This window comes from Bacillus sp. ISL-35 (assembly GCF_018613355.1).
Lineage (GTDB): Bacteria > Bacillota > Bacilli > Bacillales > Cytobacillaceae > Mesobacillus.
Map to the genome: position 1 here is coordinate 1 of NZ_JAGGQK010000026.1, position 16,088 is coordinate 16,088.

Below are 16,088 nucleotides of genomic sequence, written 5' to 3' on the forward strand. Positions count from 1 at the left end.
TCCAACCTGTCAAAATAACATTCGATTCTTGACTGCTTTAGCCGCTTTGCCTTCCAATCTGTCCGTACTTGCCAGCATCGTGCATTAGGGGTACAGCTACTTCATTCCTACTTATTACTTAGATATTTCCCGAATGTGATTTCCCCCATTTTCCGCAAAGAATTTGTATTTTCACCCTCGGAGATCGATTTGTACAGTTTTCCTGGGAAAGAAATACTTAAAACTTTATTTGATTCATTATTTTTTTTTATTTTCAGTTCAGCCATTTCTTTTAATGTCATAATATCTGGTCCACCAAAATCCTCCGCTCTTCCTTGTGGATCTTTTTCCACTAAACCTATTAGATGACTGGCAAATTCACCAACATCAACAGTTTGAAATTTAAAGTTTCCAGGGACAATATATCTTTTAAAGAGTGGTTTTGATATAAATAAATTTTCGACAAAGTTGTGGAACTGAGTGGCACGTACAATTGTATGAGGGATCGAACTATTTTTTAACAACTCTTCTGCTTCATATTTTTGCTTGTAATATTTAAATGGTATTTCATCTATCCCAACAATTGAAGGATAAATAAGATGCTTTATGTGGTTCATTTTCCCTAAAAACTCCTTAAAACCTAAAACCTCGACCATTTTTGAATTTTTAATCGGACTTGTTGCTGCGTGTATAATTACATCTACATCTTTTACTGCAGATTCTAATCCTTCACCAGACGATAAATCGCTATAAATCCACTCGAAATGTCCTACTCCTTCAGGTTTTCTTCTTGAAGTTATTTTAACTTCATAATTCGAACCTTCTAGTTGCTTAAGTAAAGTCGAACCTAGTAGTCCTGTTGAACCAGTAACCAATATCCTCAAAGTAAACACACCCATTCTAATGGATTTCCTCTTTATTTTCATATTCAGAAGTTGGATTTTTAATTCAACTATCCTCCCTCTTCGTTTAAGTAGGAATTCAGTATAAACTGTGCTTAATTGCTTGAGTGCCTACTTGCACAGGTACATTGTAATAATTCGTTAAAAAATTTCAAAAAAACTTTAACAAAAAATATCTTCAGAACATATATTCGTGTATTATTTATTTATGACTATTAAGGGAGGGTTTTTTTTGAATTCAATTGACCTAATTATTTTAAACTTTAATGAAGTTCGAAGAAGAAGCATAAAAGTGTGGACATCAATTCCTGAAGAAAAACTTACATGGAAGCCTGATGATGAAGCCATGAATTGCATAGAAATGATCAGGCATGTTCTGGAAAGCGAGCATTATTATCACCTAGCACTTATTAATAGAGGGAGTCTTTCAGAGTTTATTTCACCTTTCGAAAATAGGCCTTTCACTACTGTAAGCGCGGAATTGGAGTTTGCTGAACCATATCGTAATAAGTTCTTCGACACAATCAATTCATTTTCTGAGGAAGATTTAACAAATATAAAGATAGACCGTTCTGATTCAGGATACATAAGAGACTTGGGGGATATGCTCCTTCGGATTGCCTACCACGAATCAATTCACACAGGCCAGCTATTGGATTATTTAAGAACTGCAGGGGTTCCACGGATACGAATCTGGGATTAAATTATTGTACAGGTGCTTTCACTATAGTGAAGTACCTTTTTATTCTATATTAACATATATATCCATTTTAGTTACAGTAAAAGAAATATTAGTAGACATAACGCTTTTATGCTCCGAGAATCTGTGTGATGACGACAACAAAAAACTCGTCAAAAATTGACGAGTTAATTTTGTCGCTTGTTCTTTAGTTTAGGACACGATATAAAAAAATATTAACCATTTCAAAGTTCCAGGGGCTTACTCACCTACCATACCATCCCCGTCACGATCGTCCATATATTGGTATAGCCAATGCTCACTCGTTATTGGCATGCTAAAACCTGCTGCTTTGGCTTCTTTAATCGTTACCTGTCCATTACCGTCTGTATCAACACTAGAAACATCCTCGTTTGTGTTTGAACTAGTTGATTCGGAAGGCTCACTGCCTGTTAAACCCAGTGATTCGTTTACTTCATCAGGGTTCACATTATCAAATTTATCAATAATCTTGTTACCCATTAAAGTATAGGTATACTGATAACTTGAAGGAATCTGCGTTACCGTATTCGGATATGTGATAATTGCTTCAAAATTTGTGGCTCCTCCTGCTTTACGGATCACGTCCTCCATATAAGCTTGATCACCATGTCGGTTGAGCGTACTATCCTGCGGGGTAATATTATAAGCATTCGATACCCCTCCAAGAGAATCAGCAATGATATGTCCTTCATCTAAAATGTCACTTTCCACACCAGGAACCTTGGCCTCATCAGCGTAGTATCTTCCAGAAGATACTACAGGTTCGTTAAGGTCATCTTGTAGTTTGATTTCGTCAGCAATGACACGTACCAGTTGTCCGTATTCATTAGTAAATGCCCAATATTCACGGTCCCCATATCCAATGTCGACGACGACGTTAGCTTCACGATTACCAGACAAATCACCGCCATCAACTTCAATAAGTTTGTAACCTGGGAACAGTTCACCATTTGCCTCAGTTTGTGTTTCCTCTACTACTGTTTCATCAACATCCGTAGTGTTCTTTTCTTCTTTTTCACTGTTTTCGGTTGTATTAACTGTAGTTACTTTTTGTGGATCTGTATCTCGATCCGTATTGGATGCATCTTTTACATTGCTACAACCAACCATTGAAATAATCGTTAAAAGTAAGATTAAATAATTCATTTTCTTTTTCATTTTAGTACTCTCCTATAATAGTTCCCGAGTGTCATTTAGTGAGATCCGGAACATTAACCTTGTTAGCCTATTGCTAATAGTATATTCCAATATTAACATTATTTCTGTGGGTACTGTGTTCGAAGTTTTTTTAAATCTAAAATTTTATCCCTTCTCAAATTAAGAGAAGGGATAATTTCTTGAATTTCTTTATCAATTATTAACATAAATCTTTATTTGACCTGAAAGGAATCTGCTTAGAGATAATTATCTATCTTTCACAAGCAAAATTATCTTTATCTCTATCCATTTTAGGTTTATAGGCTGGATGATCAGAAGGCACACCGTTTGGATATTTTTTCCTCAGTTCAGTACAATTGGCAAAGTCCTCTGTTTCTCCACTTGAAGCTGCAGCTGCTTGTGCTTCTGCTTCTGCCTTTGCTTTGGCTTCTGCCTCCGCCTTCGCTTGGGCTTCTGCTTCCGCCTTCGCTTTGGCTTCTGCTTCCACCTTCGCCTTCGCTTCTGCTTCCGCCTTCGCTTTCTCCTCAGAACCCTTTTCCTCATTTCTATCCTCTGCTTTTGAGGTTTCTGGACTTTCAGAAGAACAAGCAACTAAACTGAAAATCAAAAATAAAGCCAATAAACCTACTAAATACTTTTTCAACTCGTTGACCCCCATAATATTTTAATAATCTTAATCTTTCATATTAATGTTGATCAGTTTTCTTTTCGTTGCCATAGCAAAAAGGAGTATCATGTATACCGGGTTAGCCCTTATTTTGTATACCTGTTCGCATAACTTGAAGCCACAAATGAATCAGGTTTGATTTGTGCTTCGAGCCCGACTGATTCGATACGCTTAATCATTTCATCCACATATATTCTGGTTTTATTTTTTGCCCCCAGCCCAAGATCCAAATGTCCCACCATCTTAAAACTGGCACCCTTTTTAACATATGGCAGCAATAGGTCGATTATTTGTTTTTGTTTTTGCGGAGTGAACATGCAGGCAACTTCCTGCGTGAAGTTTGTTTCCAACGAAATCTTCTCCTGTAAGGTTTCAATTTTCCTTGATATATTAACGGCACGGTAGCAAGCCCAAACACCTTTGCCTTCACGTTGTATGACCACTCCTGTGATAAAGCGCGTGTAGGAACCATGTACTTGAGAGTCCGTGCCAATGATCAATCTGTGGTTGCCATTTGGCTGCACTTTGATGAACGACAGGATATGCTGGAAGACCTCTTCAAATTCCATATTCCGTTTTGTCAAATTCTGAAAACCTTTTTGGAGTTTCATTTCATTCACCTGCATTTCGGAGAAAGGTTTTACTCATTTATATGCTGCGATAAAGTTGGTTATCAGCATTTCTAATTCTTTCTAAACTGATTAAATCGCGAAGCTTGTCATTTGCGAAAATATTTACATTTTGCTTTTAGAATGTTTACAATAAAACTATAAAGTCCATAAATTTAAAAAAGAGCTTCCGGGTGCAAACGGAAACTCAGATGTACAGCAAGCTGCTTGAAGTGCAGCGCGACTAGTGTGAATAAGAAATGACCTACTCAAACAATGGGCGTTGCAGGGTAGGTCATTTCTTTTTGTTTGCAGAAATACCTAATGTGACTACGGCAATGACTAAAGCAGCAAAACTAATCATCATCATGTTCATTCCTTCGTACGTAACCATCAGCGGCACTCCCTTTCCTAAGAAAGTGAGGAATGACCGCTGTCCACCCCGCATTTGCTGTACATAGATAATCATGCCACAGGAATGTATGTTCGCATAAATCGAACACGGTCTTATAATTTACTATAAATGAACAATTCAAAATGCTATAGGCCTCCTTTCTTTCGAATTCCGAAATAAAATAATAGACCTATCACCTATCCTGTTTTATAGTGTAAGTATTAAGTAAATTCTAAAAACGGGAGGCTATTAAATGGAATATCGTCGCTTAGGCAACACGGGGTTGAAAGTAAGTGAAATTAGTCTTGGCAGCTGGCTTACATATGGCGGGTATGTGGAAGAGCAAAATGCGGTTGATTCGATTGATTTAGCGTACGAATCAGGAATTAATTTCTTTGATACGGCTAATGTCTATATCCGCGGCGAGGCTGAAAAGGTTGTCGGCAAGGCATTGTCTAAATATCCTAGAAGTTCTTATGTGCTGGCAACGAAGGTTTTTGGCAAAATGGGAGATGGCCCGAACGATCAGGGCCTTTCCCGCAAGCATATTATCGAGCAATGTGATGCAAGCTTGAAGAGACTGGGCATGGATTATATCGATATCTATTATTGCCATCGCTACCATCAGGAGACTCCGCTGGAGGAAACCTTGCGTGCTCTTGATGATCTAGTGAGACAGGGAAAGGTACTTTATCTTGGTGTAAGTGAATGGACAGCTGAACAAATTACCGAAGCAGTCCATCTGGCGGATAAAAAGCTGCTGGACAGAATAGTCGTCAATCAGCCGAATTACAGCATGCTGCACCGTAATATTGAAAAAGAAATCATCCCGGTCAGCGAAAAGCATGGAATTGGCCAGGTTGTTTTCTCCCCGCTAGCACAGGGCGTGCTGACAGGAAAGTACTCAAAAGACCAGTTGGCACCAGAAGGCAGCCGTGCAGCACAGCAGAATACAAATATGTCCCATATCCTCACACAACAAAATCTTGAAAAAGTGGACCAGTTGAAATCCATAGCAGCTGATGAAAATTTATCATTAGCACAACTCTCAATTGCCTGGATCTTAAGACAGCCAAACGTATCAAGTGCCATTGTAGGCGCAAGCCGCCCGCAACAGCTTGAGGAAAACGTAAAAGCCTCAGGGGTAAAATTGTCCAATGATGTTCTTGAGAGAATCACTGAAATCCTTAACGATTGATAAAAACCAAAATAAAAACCAAAGGATTCCGTTTTTGCCAAGGTATCCTTTGGTTTATTTATATTTAATAGTTTCCAAACCAGTTAGTAATGGAAAAAATGATGAAACATAATACAAAAATACTCTGACCTGATCAAAAAATAAACTTCCTCGTAGCAGGCCAACTCCCATGCAGTTTTCTAAGCATAACGATTTGTCCGATATGATGTGCATTATGTCGCGTTACTCCTGAAATCATTTCGGCTGCTGTAAGCTCTTTAAATTTAAATTGGGTGCCCTCGTCTGTCATGTGTTCGAATAACACGTGCAGGTCATGGTTTGTTTTATATACCTTTTTTAAAAGGCTTTCCCACTCTTCCTCGCTCCATTTATGTGCTTTTCGAAACGTTTCGTCGTTCTCTGAAGCTTCCTGGAACTGACCGATGCTGTCAGTTAGTCTTCTCAACAGCCGTTCCTGAAAATAAAGAAGATGACTGACAATTTCGGCTATACAATTCACGTTTCCTTCCTGAGGCTTCCAGACTGCATCAGAATAAGTGACCCCTTTTAGTGCATCCAGTAATGGTGGGTACCAATCCTCACGATTATAAGTGTTCAAAAAATCATGGAGTAATAATTCATTTAACTTCATAGTATTGCCTCCTTGAACTCTTGCTTTTTATTCTGCACTTGACCCTTCTCCTTAGTTCTATACATCTTTTATGGGAGCCATGTTTATTCTCCCTTATTTCTTTATGACGATGTATAATCCATTATTCGAAGAAAACCTATGGAAGAAGGGATAAAGAACGAATAGGTACCTTGTTTTTTAATTCCAAAAGTAAGTGTAAAGGTTGAATCTTTATTTCAATAGTTCAGCCTTTCAGAATTCTTATTCCCCGAAAGAAATATACCCTACCTCTTCAACTAGGTATTGTCCCTGGGGTCCCTGCATCCATTCAAGCATGGGTTGGATTGTTTTTTTCGGATTGTCTTTTAAAGTAATTGCATATAGATTGACGACATATGGATAGGTACCGTTTGCTATATTCTCTTTTGATGGTTCGATTCCATCAAGAGAAAGCAGCTTAATATTTTCATTTGGATTCATGCCTGTCGCAAAAAATCGGAATGAGTATCCTAATGAATGATTATAGTTCCGATAGCTTGCTACTTCCTCCATCAGGTCTCCCATCCCTGCTACCTCTTCTTTCAAAGCCGGCATCAAAGGCGCTTCCCCCATGAATTTTTCCATGATCGTCTGGCTGCCGGAATCAGCAGGCCGCTGGAACGCAAGGATTTTCTCATCCATTCCGCCTATCTCACTCCAGTGGGTGATTCTGCCAGAATAAATCGAGCGGATCATTTCTGATGACAAACCATTTATCGGGTTTTTTTCATTTACGAAAAATACAAATGCTTCCTTTCCAATCGGTGTAAGAACGAGTTCCTTTCCTTTGCTTTCAGCCAGGCTTTGCTGAGCGGCGGATGGCTGGGCGCCGAAAAAGATGTCCACCTCACCTGAAAGAAGTCTTTCAAACGCATAAATCGTATTGGTAAAACTCACAATCTCCTCCCCAGTCGGAAGTGTTGACTGGTAAGAAATGTTTTTATATGTAGCGTTTGCGAACGCTGAATAAACTGGAAACGCAGCCTCTGCGCCATCCAACACCGGCATTTCATCCTGGTTTTCCACCATAAAGCTGGCTGGTTCTTTTAGTTTAGGGAGCTTATTATTTGGATTGCTCACAGTATACGGCTCCAGGTCAACACTTGAAAAGCCGTTCCCGTACTCAAAACCATAAGAAGGTGGCAATACAAACTTGGCTCTTTCCATGTAGATAGCGCCGCTGATGGCAAAGAAAACGAGAAGGATGGCAATGCTTCCCCCCATGCGAAATTTACTGATTGCCACCTTTGTACTTTTTCGCCGTTCTGCTATGAAAAAACCAACCAAAAAGAAGAGATAATATGCAAATGGGACAGCAAATACCAATAGAAATTCACCCATCATAGCAGAGATAAAAGAGTTGGGCAGGAATGGGAAAAGGGCAAATACGAAAAACGTCCAGATATCATGACCGAAGAAACCTTTTGACCCGATCATCCCTACAGTGGCCAGTAAAACTGTTGTAAAAAGCGGTACATAAACGGGAAGATACCGTGCGTAAAAGGTTTCGGCACTGGATTTTTTTCCATGATAAATTCCAGTGGCAATTGCAATGATTGAGACTATCAAAAGCAAAAGCGGCGGGCCAAATCTCTCAATCGGTAAAACAGCAAATCCCAAAAATGATAGAAAAATTGGCAAAACCACGATATAGACAATCAACGAACCTGCATCTTTTTTCATGTCCACACATCCCTAACGCTTATTTATTTAGTGTAATTTTACACTAAATAAATAATTTGGTAAATAAGAATAATAAAAAAACAAAGGCAAAACCAATTTTAAAATTGATTTTGCCTGTTTTGATTTAATCCCTTAGTTATAAGCCTTCACGATCTCAACAAACAACTGGATGGCAAGTGGCAAGGCTTCTTCATCTATATCAAACTTCGGATGGTGATGCGGGTAGGCGCTTTTTTCACCACCCATTCCAACGAATACAAATGCTCCTGGTTTGTGAAGCAGGTAATGCGAGAAATCCTCTGCTCCCATACCCGGCTGGACAAGTTCGAATTGGTCATCTCCATAAGCAGATTTGATTACCCCTTCGACAAAATTGCTTTGTTTTATATCGTTAACCAGTGGAGGCGTCCCCAAAATGAAATCGACTTTCCCCTTTGCGCCGAATGCCGAACAGATCCCCTCAGTAAGCTTTTCAATCTGTGAGCGCATCGTCTGGACTGCTTCAAGTGTTAAACCTCGAACCGTTCCATGAAGCGAGGCGGAACCGGGGATAATATTATAAGTAGAACCGGCTTCGATTTTTCCGATGGTAATGACACCCGGTGTGATTGGATTCAGCTTTCTGCTCACAATTCCGTGCAGTGCCTGCATAACATGGGATGCCACATAAATCGGGTCCACCGTTTCGTGCGGTGATGCCCCGTGTCCTCCATAGCCCTCAATGGTAATTTCAAAATCATCGCAAGAAGCCATTTGCGGTCCATGTGCTAGACCAAGCCTTCCCGTTTTCATGCCCTGCCATAAATGGAGGCCAAAAATCGCGTCAACATTATCTAGCACTCCCTGATTGACCAGATATTCCGCACCGCTTGGCGTGATTTCCTCTGATGATTGAAAAATAAGCAGTATATTATGGTCTACTTCTTCCCTGTTATTCACAATCCATTCCGCCACTGCCAATAGCACGGCCGTATGACCATCATGCCCGCATGTATGTGCCACGCCAGGAATCTTTGAAAGATATGGTTTATCTCCCTCCTCCTGCATCGGTAAAGCATCAATGTCAGCCCTTAACGCGAGCGTCTTTTCTCCGGTTCTTCCTTTTACAAATCCGACAACACTCGGAGCCTCGAAGTCCAATATTTCAATTTCCAGAGCTTCAAGCCTGGTTCGAATATATTTACTAGTTTCAAATTCTTCACCAGATAACTCCGGATGCTGATGAAGATAACGGCGGTCCTGCACGGCCTGCTTTATTAGGTGATCCGATAAATATGACATCCCTATGTCCCCCTATGTATCTATTGTTACTGATTTATAAATATACAAAACAATAATGTAATTATACATCTATGTTTTTGAAAATTGAATAGAAAACTTATAGAAGACACTGCTTTGCTGTTGGATGTTTTACTAGTTATCTCTCCTGTGTTTTTGTCTGAAGCTCACATTACTTCGGACATTTCCTTGCTCTTGCATCAGAACTCTGTCCGAAGTCGCCCCGGGTTCGGACATTTTTTTGCTTTCTGGCTGCCCTTTTGTCTGAAGCTGATCTCACTTCGGACAAATTCTTGCTCATTCATCGGAACTTTGTCCGAAGTCGCCACAAGTTCGGACATTTTTTTTACTATCTACCTGCCCTTTTGTCTGAAGCTGACCTTACTTCGGACAAATTCTTGCTCTTTCATTTGAACTTTGTCCGAAATCGCCCCGGGTTCGGACATTTTTTTACTATCTACCTGTACTTTTGTCTGAAGCTGACCTCACTTCAGACAAATTCTTGCTCTTTCATCGGAACTTTGTCCGAAGTCGACACAAGTTCGGACATTTTTTTACTATCTACCTGCCCTTTTGTCTGAAGCTGACCTCACTTCGGACAAATTCTTGCTCTTTCATCGGAACTTTGTCCAAAGTCGCCACAGGTTTAGACATTTTTTCGCTTTCCACTTGTCATTATTGCTGAAGATTAGCTTACTTCTGCCAGACTCTTGCTCTTTCACAAGGTATTAGTATAAAGTCGTACGATGTTCGGACAACTACTCGCGTTTCATCAATATATTGCCCGAAGCTGCGCTTGGTTGCACTGTCATCTGTTTTATCTTCACTATTTTTTCTCAATACAGCAGGTTGTTCTCCTGCCATCAAAAGCAAAAGACGACAGTTACATCCTGTCGCCTGATTTAATCTCTTTTTATAAAGTGAAACTGTCAATCTGCTTATTCGTTTCTTCCAGTTTTATATCCACTTTGCTTGCTTCTTCTATATGCTGCTGAATCAGTTCGTTTACTTGATCAAACAAGATTTTTGTTTGGGTAAGTTCGTCCATAACCTGGTTTGAGCTGTCCTTTTGATGCTCGATCTCCACGATGACTTCCCCGACTTCTGACTTTACTTTTTGGATAACCGAAGATATGTATTCCATTCCAGCTGATGCATTCTTGCTTAAATTAATGCTCTGGTGGATCAACTTTGCACTGGATGTTGTCGAATCCATAGTTTCCTCTATTTCGCTCTGGATGTTGGCTGTGAGCAAGCCGATATCATTTGTGCTTTTCGCTGTATTCTCGGCAAGCTTGCGCACCTCTTCGGCGACCACTGCAAAACCATTGCCATGCTCTCCTGCCCTCGCTGCTTCAATCGATGCATTCAAAGCAAGAAGGTTCGTCTGGTCGGCAATTTCCTTTATGACCTGGACGATCATTTCAATTTCCTTCGATCGTTCATTTAGTTTCTTCATATTCTGAAATGCCTGATCAGAAATTTCCCCAACTTGATTAATCAACTGTTCGACCTGCCGGACCATTTCGCCGCCTTCAGCTGATTTTTCGACCATCTCTTTTGATGAACTGATTAAGCCATGACCTTTACCAGCATGCCCTGCTGCATGATGGACAGAATCCTTACTAATCTCATTCACTTTATCAAAGTGGGTTTTAATCTGACCGACCATACTCCCCAATACATAATGTTGATCATTAACCAGTTCATGCTGAGAAATCGTGTTCCCCAATTCCAGCGCGAATTTTTCCATAAAAGCCTGAAAAAAAGCTTCCTTTTCTCCAAACTGAGCATACAATTCGTCTACTTTATTTTGAAGTGCCTGTTTTTCCCCTTCAGCTACCTTTAACCGCTTCAACGTTGTCAGCATTCTATCTTCCCACGCTTTCTCCCTATTTGCATGAAAATTATAGCAATAACAGGAACAGCTCGTTGTGATATTTATCACAGTAACCATAAAACCGGCTAAAGAACCTCAGTCTATCCCAGCACCAAACAGTGACCATTTACAGCTAAAATAATTGGCCATTATAATTTATGATCCAACTGCCGGCCAATAAACTCCTTAAATGCCCTGATTGGTTTCCTTTGTGAAGCACTTCTCCACTTCACGTACTCCAATGCGAGAATACATAAAATCAGCCAGATGCCTCCAGCGAGATAGCCGGCGATAACGTCGCTCGGATAATGAGCTCCGAGATAAATCCTGCTCATTCCGATAAGGATAGGCATCAATCCACATAGGTAAAATGCAATCCATTTGATTCTTTTTTTCAAGTTCGAGCGAAGTAAGTAATAACCCAGGAATCCGTAGAAAAGCAAGGAACCCATTGAGTGGCCGCTTGGAAAGCTGTAACCGATCGCGTCGATTGCCTCGTCGATGGACGGCCGTTCTCTTCCAAAGTATAGTTTCAGCAGCTTTGTCAGCAGGCCGCCTCCTCCAATGGCAATGATGAAAAATAGAATGCTCCATTTGTCTCTCTTTTTTAACCATAAGAATGAAAGGAAAAGTAGCGAGAAAATGCTAAGGAACCAAATTGAACCTGATTCTGTTATCCAAAACATGATTACATCCAGTGTGTCTGTTGCGAAATGATGGAAAAAACCAATGATGCTATTATCAAAACTTTCCACTTCGGATTCTAGCATTTCTTCAGCTAGTTCTGCGAATAAGTATAGAAAAGCGATGGACACTCCTAAACCGGCTGCAACCAGGAGGACCGGAAGAAGCGTATTTTTCGCTTTTGTTTTCTTGTGATCATTCATTTAACATTTCCCTCCAATCTACACAATAGAAGTTCCCTTTTTAAAATAATGGCAAACAAAAAACGGCAGCTTAGCCACTGCCGTTCGTTCCTCGTATTATTTTCCATAGGATAAAATCGCCTGCTGGACGGTTCCGTAAGTGTCCAATTTTGAAAAATCGATGCCAGTATTAATGACATCAATTGCGAGATCTGCACGGATTCCTGTTAGCATCGTCTCGATTCCGATCAGTTTCAGGACTTTATGGATATTGAAGATCCGTGCTGCAATTTCACCGTCAATCGTTGCAATTCCTGAAAAATCAATAATTAATGTCTTGATTCTCAGTTCACTGATTTTCGGGATTACGTGGGTCATGATATAGTCGCTGCGTTCATAATCGAATTCACCAATCAACGGAAGAATTGCCATTCCTTTTTCAATTGGGACGATTGGCGAGGACAACTCGGATATAATACGCTCGTTCTTTTTATTCAGATCTTGCGCTTGTCTTTCACGCTCGAGGATCGTCTCAGTGATGCTTAGATCCAACAGATAACTAAGTCGGCTATTGACGTAAACGGCATCTTCAGTCGAAAGTCCTTCACTTACTGAAACGTTCGTAAGCATTTCGATCAACTGCAGGCGAGTTTCTGCATAAGGTTTTATGATGCTCTCTAGCTCTAGGGATGCATACTGAAATTGCTTTTGCTTCAGCTGTTTTTCTCTATGCCAATGAATAAACCTCTCTGCCACCGTCTCGTTCGAAAGATTTAATGTCTCCCCCAAAAACCCCAGGAATTCAGTGTTTGTTTTTATGGACTCGGAAATTATTTCGTCAGGTAGTTCTATGTCTAGTTTTTTCAGATTATAGTCAGTAATTTCCTTGCTGATCTTTTCAGCATTTTCAATAAGGTATCGGGAAAATCTTTCGATTGGCTTCACTTTTTCAGCTCCTATTAATTGTTCCGCTTTTTCTTTTAAAGATTATACCATGTTTGTATCATTAGATAATAATATTAACTGAAGCAATATAAAAAGACAAAAATAAAACGACAGTTCTAAACTGTCGTAAAAAATCGGTCTTATTTATATTATCTCTGCGTTTTTACGCTGGTTTGAGGAAACAGTAGCTTCTTTTTCTCCTCTTCCTTCACTCCATTTAAAAACGATTACACCTGCTATGATGATGAGGACACCAAGCAATTGTTTTTCAGTAAAAGGAACTTTATCAAGACCCATCCAGCCGAGTGAATCCCATAAAACTGCGAATCCAAGTTGCGATGTCAATACGATGGAGATGGCGAATGTCGGTCCGAGAAATCTGATTGCCTGCACGATTCCAGCAATTACTCCAATTCCAAGGATACCGCTGAACCAATACCACCATTGCATATTCGCCAAATTAAAAATCTCCCGGCCTTCAAAAAACAGGCCGATGATGAAGGAAGCCAGAGATCCGAGCCCTAAAACCAGGGTTGTGGTCGCCCAGGATCCTGCTTTTTCATTGACCTTGCTGTTGAAAATATTTTGCATGCCGACAAGTGCGCCTGCAATTATGGCAGATAATAAACCTATTAACATTGTATAGCCTCCTACTTATCACTCATAAAGATTTTCCTTCGCTGCTAACTTGAGCCCTTCAAGATCTTTTATCAGAATTGTCCCTTTGTTGCGCTCTACCAGTCCGGCAGCACAGAATTGTTTGATGACCCGATTAAGGTGTCTGTAACTCGTTCCAATCAGATTGGCGATATCCATGAGATTGGATGTGCTGACATTTCCATTGACCAGTGCGTCATTTTCATCATAGGCGACTGATACAAGGTAGCTTGCTAACCTTGTCTCCACAGGGTATAAAATATTGTGGCGCATGAATTGGGATTTGATATAGAATTTCCGTGTAATGATTTCAAGCAAAAATTGCATGAAGGGTGGATGATTCTTCAAGAACTGTCTGGCAGCACTTTGCTTTACTCCGATCATGACGACGGGAGTCACAGCTTCCACGGTATTGATGGTGTCGATTTCCTGGACATATTCAATGTCCCCAATCACTTCGAGAGGTGTTTTAAATGACAGAATCAGTGTCTTACCCTCTTCGGAAGTGGTGTAAATCTTCACCTTTCCTTTTACCAGGATGTATAAGAACTCAGCAGCCTCGCCCTGAGAACAAATCAATTCCCCTTTTTTAAAATGGTAAAGTGATAAGTAAGGGAGGATTTCTTCATTAAACAAAGGAGAAATCTCACCGGACCTCAAGAAATCCTCAAGTTGATCAGCATATTCCATTTTCCTATCCACAATCCTTCCCTTTTGTTACATACCGAGAACCATCACTCCGGCAACCATCATTGTAATACCGATTATCTGTGACATTTTCATTTTTTGCTTTTTGATTTCAAACCAGCCATTCTGGTCAATCAAGACTGTCATTCCAAGCTGGGAAATCAACATCGCTGAGACGGTTAGAGTGACTCCAATAAAATGGATCGCAGTGACATTCCCAAATACGACAATCGCTCCAAATGTACCGCCAATTAAATAAAGGGGGCGTACTTTTGAAAACCCCTGGAATTTCCCTTTACCTGAAACCAATAAAATCACTAATGCCAATAAGAACCCTGCAAATTGTGTGATTGTGGCCGTCTGCCATGTGCCAATATCCTGGCTGATCCTCGAATTGGCTACTCCTTGCAAGGTGATGAACGCTCCCCCTATAACCGCAAAAATAATACCCTTCATTTCTTCTCTCCTCAATCCTAATGTATATGTTCATTAAAAGACAGAACAGAGAATTCAGGAAGGACATATGTCCCAAATTTACAAAAACTATTTTAAAGAAGAGAGGTTCAAAAGAAAAGGCTGAACTAGAAGTCAAATGCTCCAGTCCAGCCTTCTATTATTTCTTTTTCACCAATTCATAGCCATTCTGCTGGATTGCGTACTCTACGCCCTGCTGCAGACTGGAAAAGGATTGTATTCCTTCGAGATTAACATTGGAACTCAAGATTTGAATGCTCAATTCCGATGACACACCAACAATGAAGCATTGGCCGCCAATCAGTCTGATTGCCTGGATTAATTTTTGAATTCCGTGGATGGAATAACTATCAACCTGCTTGATTGCTGTTAAATCGATTAACAGGTATTTAGCCTTCAGCCTCGTGAATTCTATAAGTGATTTCTCGGTCATGTTGCTGATCCGCTCTTCGTTGTACTTGCCAATTAACGGGATAACGAGAATGTCTTTTAGGACAGGAATAATTGGGGAGGACAGCTCTTGAACCAATGAGGACAGCTCTTCGGTCCGCTCTTCTACCTTTTTTTCTAATTCGAGGATGCTTTCCTGTTCTTTCTTTCTCGCTAATTCATGGATATTTTGCGAAATCGTTATGTTCGAAGGAAAAATCTCCACTTCATCATATTCATGGCCTTCCAGCTGGCTTTTCGTCATTTTGTACCACATGTCCTGCTGAAAAAGTCCACTTAAAATGCCGGCCCAATGGCTCGGAAGCAGAACGCCTACTTTATTTTCAGCAGCGAGCTTAAAAATCCGGTGTTCCCAGCTGTTTCGGATTCTTATGACAGCTCTTTTCTCTTCAAAAGAGTAGTCATGAATCTCAAAAATTCCCCATCCAGCACTCCTATAAATATCACTGTATTCATTCAAAAGCTCTACGACATCTGTTCTGCCCTCATAATACGAGCTTACCAGTTGTCCCATTCGAAAACCGGTCACTTCATAGACAGTCTTCGACACATCATTTCCGGAAATTTCTTCAATTGTTTTCAGAAACAGCTCAATCGCCGAATCCCAGAACAACAAAGCAGGAGCTCCATCAAATGTTAGCTCCCCTTCCTGGCTATTCCATACAAACTCATTTTTATTAACTTTTATCTGATAATTAGGATTCCCCATATTTCGACTCCCTTAATATTCGGCTTAGTATCATTCTATATGAACGCCCTGGAAGAATCCAGTATACCAGGTCAATGGAGAAGATGGCCCGGGAAAGTTCTGAAATAAAATGCTTCCTAAATGGACCGATTAATTCATAACTCAAATCCTACCCAAAAAAACGCATCGAAGCAACTTTCTTTAA

15 protein-coding genes and 1 pseudogene are annotated in these 16,088 nt (G+C 40.2%); 2 read left to right on the forward strand and 14 right to left on the reverse strand.

Going from position 1 to position 16,088, the window contains the following annotated elements; genetic code table 11:
• Positions 1 to 107: 107 nt before the first annotated feature.
• A complete protein-coding gene (locus tag J7E38_RS22460; protein ID WP_214710010.1) occupies positions 108 to 878 on the reverse strand; it encodes an SDR family oxidoreductase in 771 nt (256 codons plus the stop codon).
• Between the two features lie 235 nt (positions 879 to 1,113).
• On the opposite strand from J7E38_RS22460, the gene J7E38_RS22465 reads away from it, so the two are divergent.
• On the forward strand, positions 1,114 to 1,584 hold the full coding sequence (locus tag J7E38_RS22465) for a DinB family protein (RefSeq protein WP_214710012.1): 471 nt from the start codon (positions 1,114 to 1,116) through the stop codon (positions 1,582 to 1,584).
• Between the two features lie 237 nt (positions 1,585 to 1,821).
• On the opposite strand, the gene J7E38_RS22470 is transcribed toward J7E38_RS22465, so the two are convergent.
• The 3 genes and pseudogenes from J7E38_RS22470 to J7E38_RS22480 all read right to left on the reverse strand — a co-directional run bounded on the left by J7E38_RS22470 (position 1,822) and on the right by J7E38_RS22480 (position 4,038).
• Positions 1,822 to 2,760, reverse strand: coding sequence for a DNA/RNA non-specific endonuclease (locus J7E38_RS22470; protein WP_214710014.1), 939 nt, complete (start codon positions 2,758 to 2,760; stop codon positions 1,822 to 1,824).
• Positions 2,761 to 3,010: 250 nt separating this feature from the next.
• Positions 3,011 to 3,139: pseudogene (locus J7E38_RS24515) on the reverse strand (excalibur calcium-binding domain-containing protein); the annotation flags it as partial.
• A 374-nt stretch (positions 3,140 to 3,513) separates the two neighbouring features.
• Positions 3,514 to 4,038: a ribonuclease H-like YkuK family protein gene (locus J7E38_RS22480; protein WP_214710018.1), complete on the reverse strand. Its 525-nt coding sequence runs from the start codon at positions 4,036 to 4,038 to the stop codon at positions 3,514 to 3,516.
• A 644-nt stretch (positions 4,039 to 4,682) separates the two neighbouring features.
• On the opposite strand from J7E38_RS22480, the gene J7E38_RS22485 reads away from it, so the two are divergent.
• Entirely contained in the window at positions 4,683 to 5,627 is a 945-nt protein-coding gene (locus J7E38_RS22485) for an aldo/keto reductase family protein (protein WP_214710020.1), read from the forward strand.
• A gap of 133 nt (positions 5,628 to 5,760) precedes the next feature.
• Here the strand turns inward: J7E38_RS22485 and J7E38_RS22490 are convergent, their stop codons facing one another.
• From J7E38_RS22490 to J7E38_RS22535, 10 genes are all read right to left on the reverse strand, one after another.
• Positions 5,761 to 6,258: a DinB family protein gene (locus J7E38_RS22490; protein WP_214710022.1), complete on the reverse strand. Its 498-nt coding sequence runs from the start codon at positions 6,256 to 6,258 to the stop codon at positions 5,761 to 5,763.
• A 240-nt stretch (positions 6,259 to 6,498) separates the two neighbouring features.
• Complete coding sequence (locus J7E38_RS22495) at positions 6,499 to 7,959, reverse strand: substrate-binding domain-containing protein (protein WP_214710024.1); 1,461 nt, start codon at positions 7,957 to 7,959, stop codon at positions 6,499 to 6,501.
• Positions 7,960 to 8,091: 132 nt separating this feature from the next.
• Positions 8,092 to 9,240, reverse strand: a complete 1,149-nt coding sequence (locus tag J7E38_RS22500; protein WP_214710026.1) for a M20 metallopeptidase family protein — start codon at positions 9,238 to 9,240, stop codon at positions 8,092 to 8,094.
• Positions 9,241 to 10,150: 910 nt separating this feature from the next.
• Positions 10,151 to 11,194 carry a methyl-accepting chemotaxis protein gene (locus tag J7E38_RS22505; RefSeq protein ID WP_214710028.1) on the reverse strand — a complete coding sequence of 348 codons (1,044 nt, stop codon included), beginning with the start codon at positions 11,192 to 11,194 and terminating at the stop codon, positions 10,151 to 10,153.
• Between the two features lie 71 nt (positions 11,195 to 11,265).
• A complete protein-coding gene (locus J7E38_RS22510; protein ID WP_214710030.1) occupies positions 11,266 to 12,003 on the reverse strand; it encodes a phosphatase PAP2 family protein in 738 nt (245 codons plus the stop codon).
• Positions 12,004 to 12,099: 96 nt separating this feature from the next.
• Positions 12,100 to 12,927, reverse strand: a complete 828-nt coding sequence (locus tag J7E38_RS24395) for an STAS domain-containing protein (RefSeq protein ID WP_214710032.1) — start codon at positions 12,925 to 12,927, stop codon at positions 12,100 to 12,102.
• 144 nt (positions 12,928 to 13,071) lie between these two features.
• Positions 13,072 to 13,566: a DMT family transporter gene (locus J7E38_RS22520; protein WP_214710034.1), complete on the reverse strand. Its 495-nt coding sequence runs from the start codon at positions 13,564 to 13,566 to the stop codon at positions 13,072 to 13,074.
• Positions 13,567 to 13,584: 18 nt separating this feature from the next.
• On the reverse strand, positions 13,585 to 14,274 hold the full coding sequence (locus J7E38_RS22525) for a Crp/Fnr family transcriptional regulator (protein ID WP_215038971.1): 690 nt from the start codon (positions 14,272 to 14,274) through the stop codon (positions 13,585 to 13,587).
• A 27-nt stretch (positions 14,275 to 14,301) separates the two neighbouring features.
• Positions 14,302 to 14,727 carry a DMT family transporter gene (locus J7E38_RS22530; protein ID WP_214710037.1) on the reverse strand — a complete coding sequence of 142 codons (426 nt, stop codon included), beginning with the start codon at positions 14,725 to 14,727 and terminating at the stop codon, positions 14,302 to 14,304.
• A 157-nt stretch (positions 14,728 to 14,884) separates the two neighbouring features.
• The gene (locus J7E38_RS22535; RefSeq protein ID WP_214710039.1) at positions 14,885 to 15,904 is read right to left on the reverse strand and encodes an STAS domain-containing protein; all 1,020 of its coding nucleotides are present in this window, start codon (positions 15,902 to 15,904) and stop codon (positions 14,885 to 14,887) included.
• Between the last annotated feature and the right edge of the window lie 184 nt (positions 15,905 to 16,088).

Coding starts and splice junctions, on each gene's coding strand:
- J7E38_RS22525 (WP_215038971.1), bottom strand. CDS start 14,274: ATGGAATATGCTGATCAACTTGAGGATTTCTTGAGGTCCGGTGAGATT.
- J7E38_RS22500 (WP_214710026.1), bottom strand. CDS start 9,240: ATGTCATATTTATCGGATCACCTAATAAAGCAGGCCGTGCAGGACCGC.
- J7E38_RS22460 (WP_214710010.1), bottom strand. CDS start 878: ATGGGTGTGTTTACTTTGAGGATATTGGTTACTGGTTCAACAGGACTA.
- J7E38_RS22490 (WP_214710022.1), bottom strand. CDS start 6,258: ATGAAGTTAAATGAATTATTACTCCATGATTTTTTGAACACTTATAAT.
- J7E38_RS22520 (WP_214710034.1), bottom strand. CDS start 13,566: ATGTTAATAGGTTTATTATCTGCCATAATTGCAGGCGCACTTGTCGGC.
- J7E38_RS22535 (WP_214710039.1), bottom strand. CDS start 15,904: ATGGGGAATCCTAATTATCAGATAAAAGTTAATAAAAATGAGTTTGTA.
- J7E38_RS22480 (WP_214710018.1), bottom strand. CDS start 4,038: ATGAAACTCCAAAAAGGTTTTCAGAATTTGACAAAACGGAATATGGAA.
- J7E38_RS22510 (WP_214710030.1), bottom strand. CDS start 12,003: ATGAATGATCACAAGAAAACAAAAGCGAAAAATACGCTTCTTCCGGTC.
- J7E38_RS22530 (WP_214710037.1), bottom strand. CDS start 14,727: ATGAAGGGTATTATTTTTGCGGTTATAGGGGGAGCGTTCATCACCTTG.
- J7E38_RS22505 (WP_214710028.1), bottom strand. CDS start 11,194: ATGGTTACTGTGATAAATATCACAACGAGCTGTTCCTGTTATTGCTAT.
- J7E38_RS22470 (WP_214710014.1), bottom strand. CDS start 2,760: ATGAAAAAGAAAATGAATTATTTAATCTTACTTTTAACGATTATTTCA.
- J7E38_RS22485 (WP_214710020.1), top strand. CDS start 4,683: ATGGAATATCGTCGCTTAGGCAACACGGGGTTGAAAGTAAGTGAAATT.
- J7E38_RS22495 (WP_214710024.1), bottom strand. CDS start 7,959: ATGAAAAAAGATGCAGGTTCGTTGATTGTCTATATCGTGGTTTTGCCA.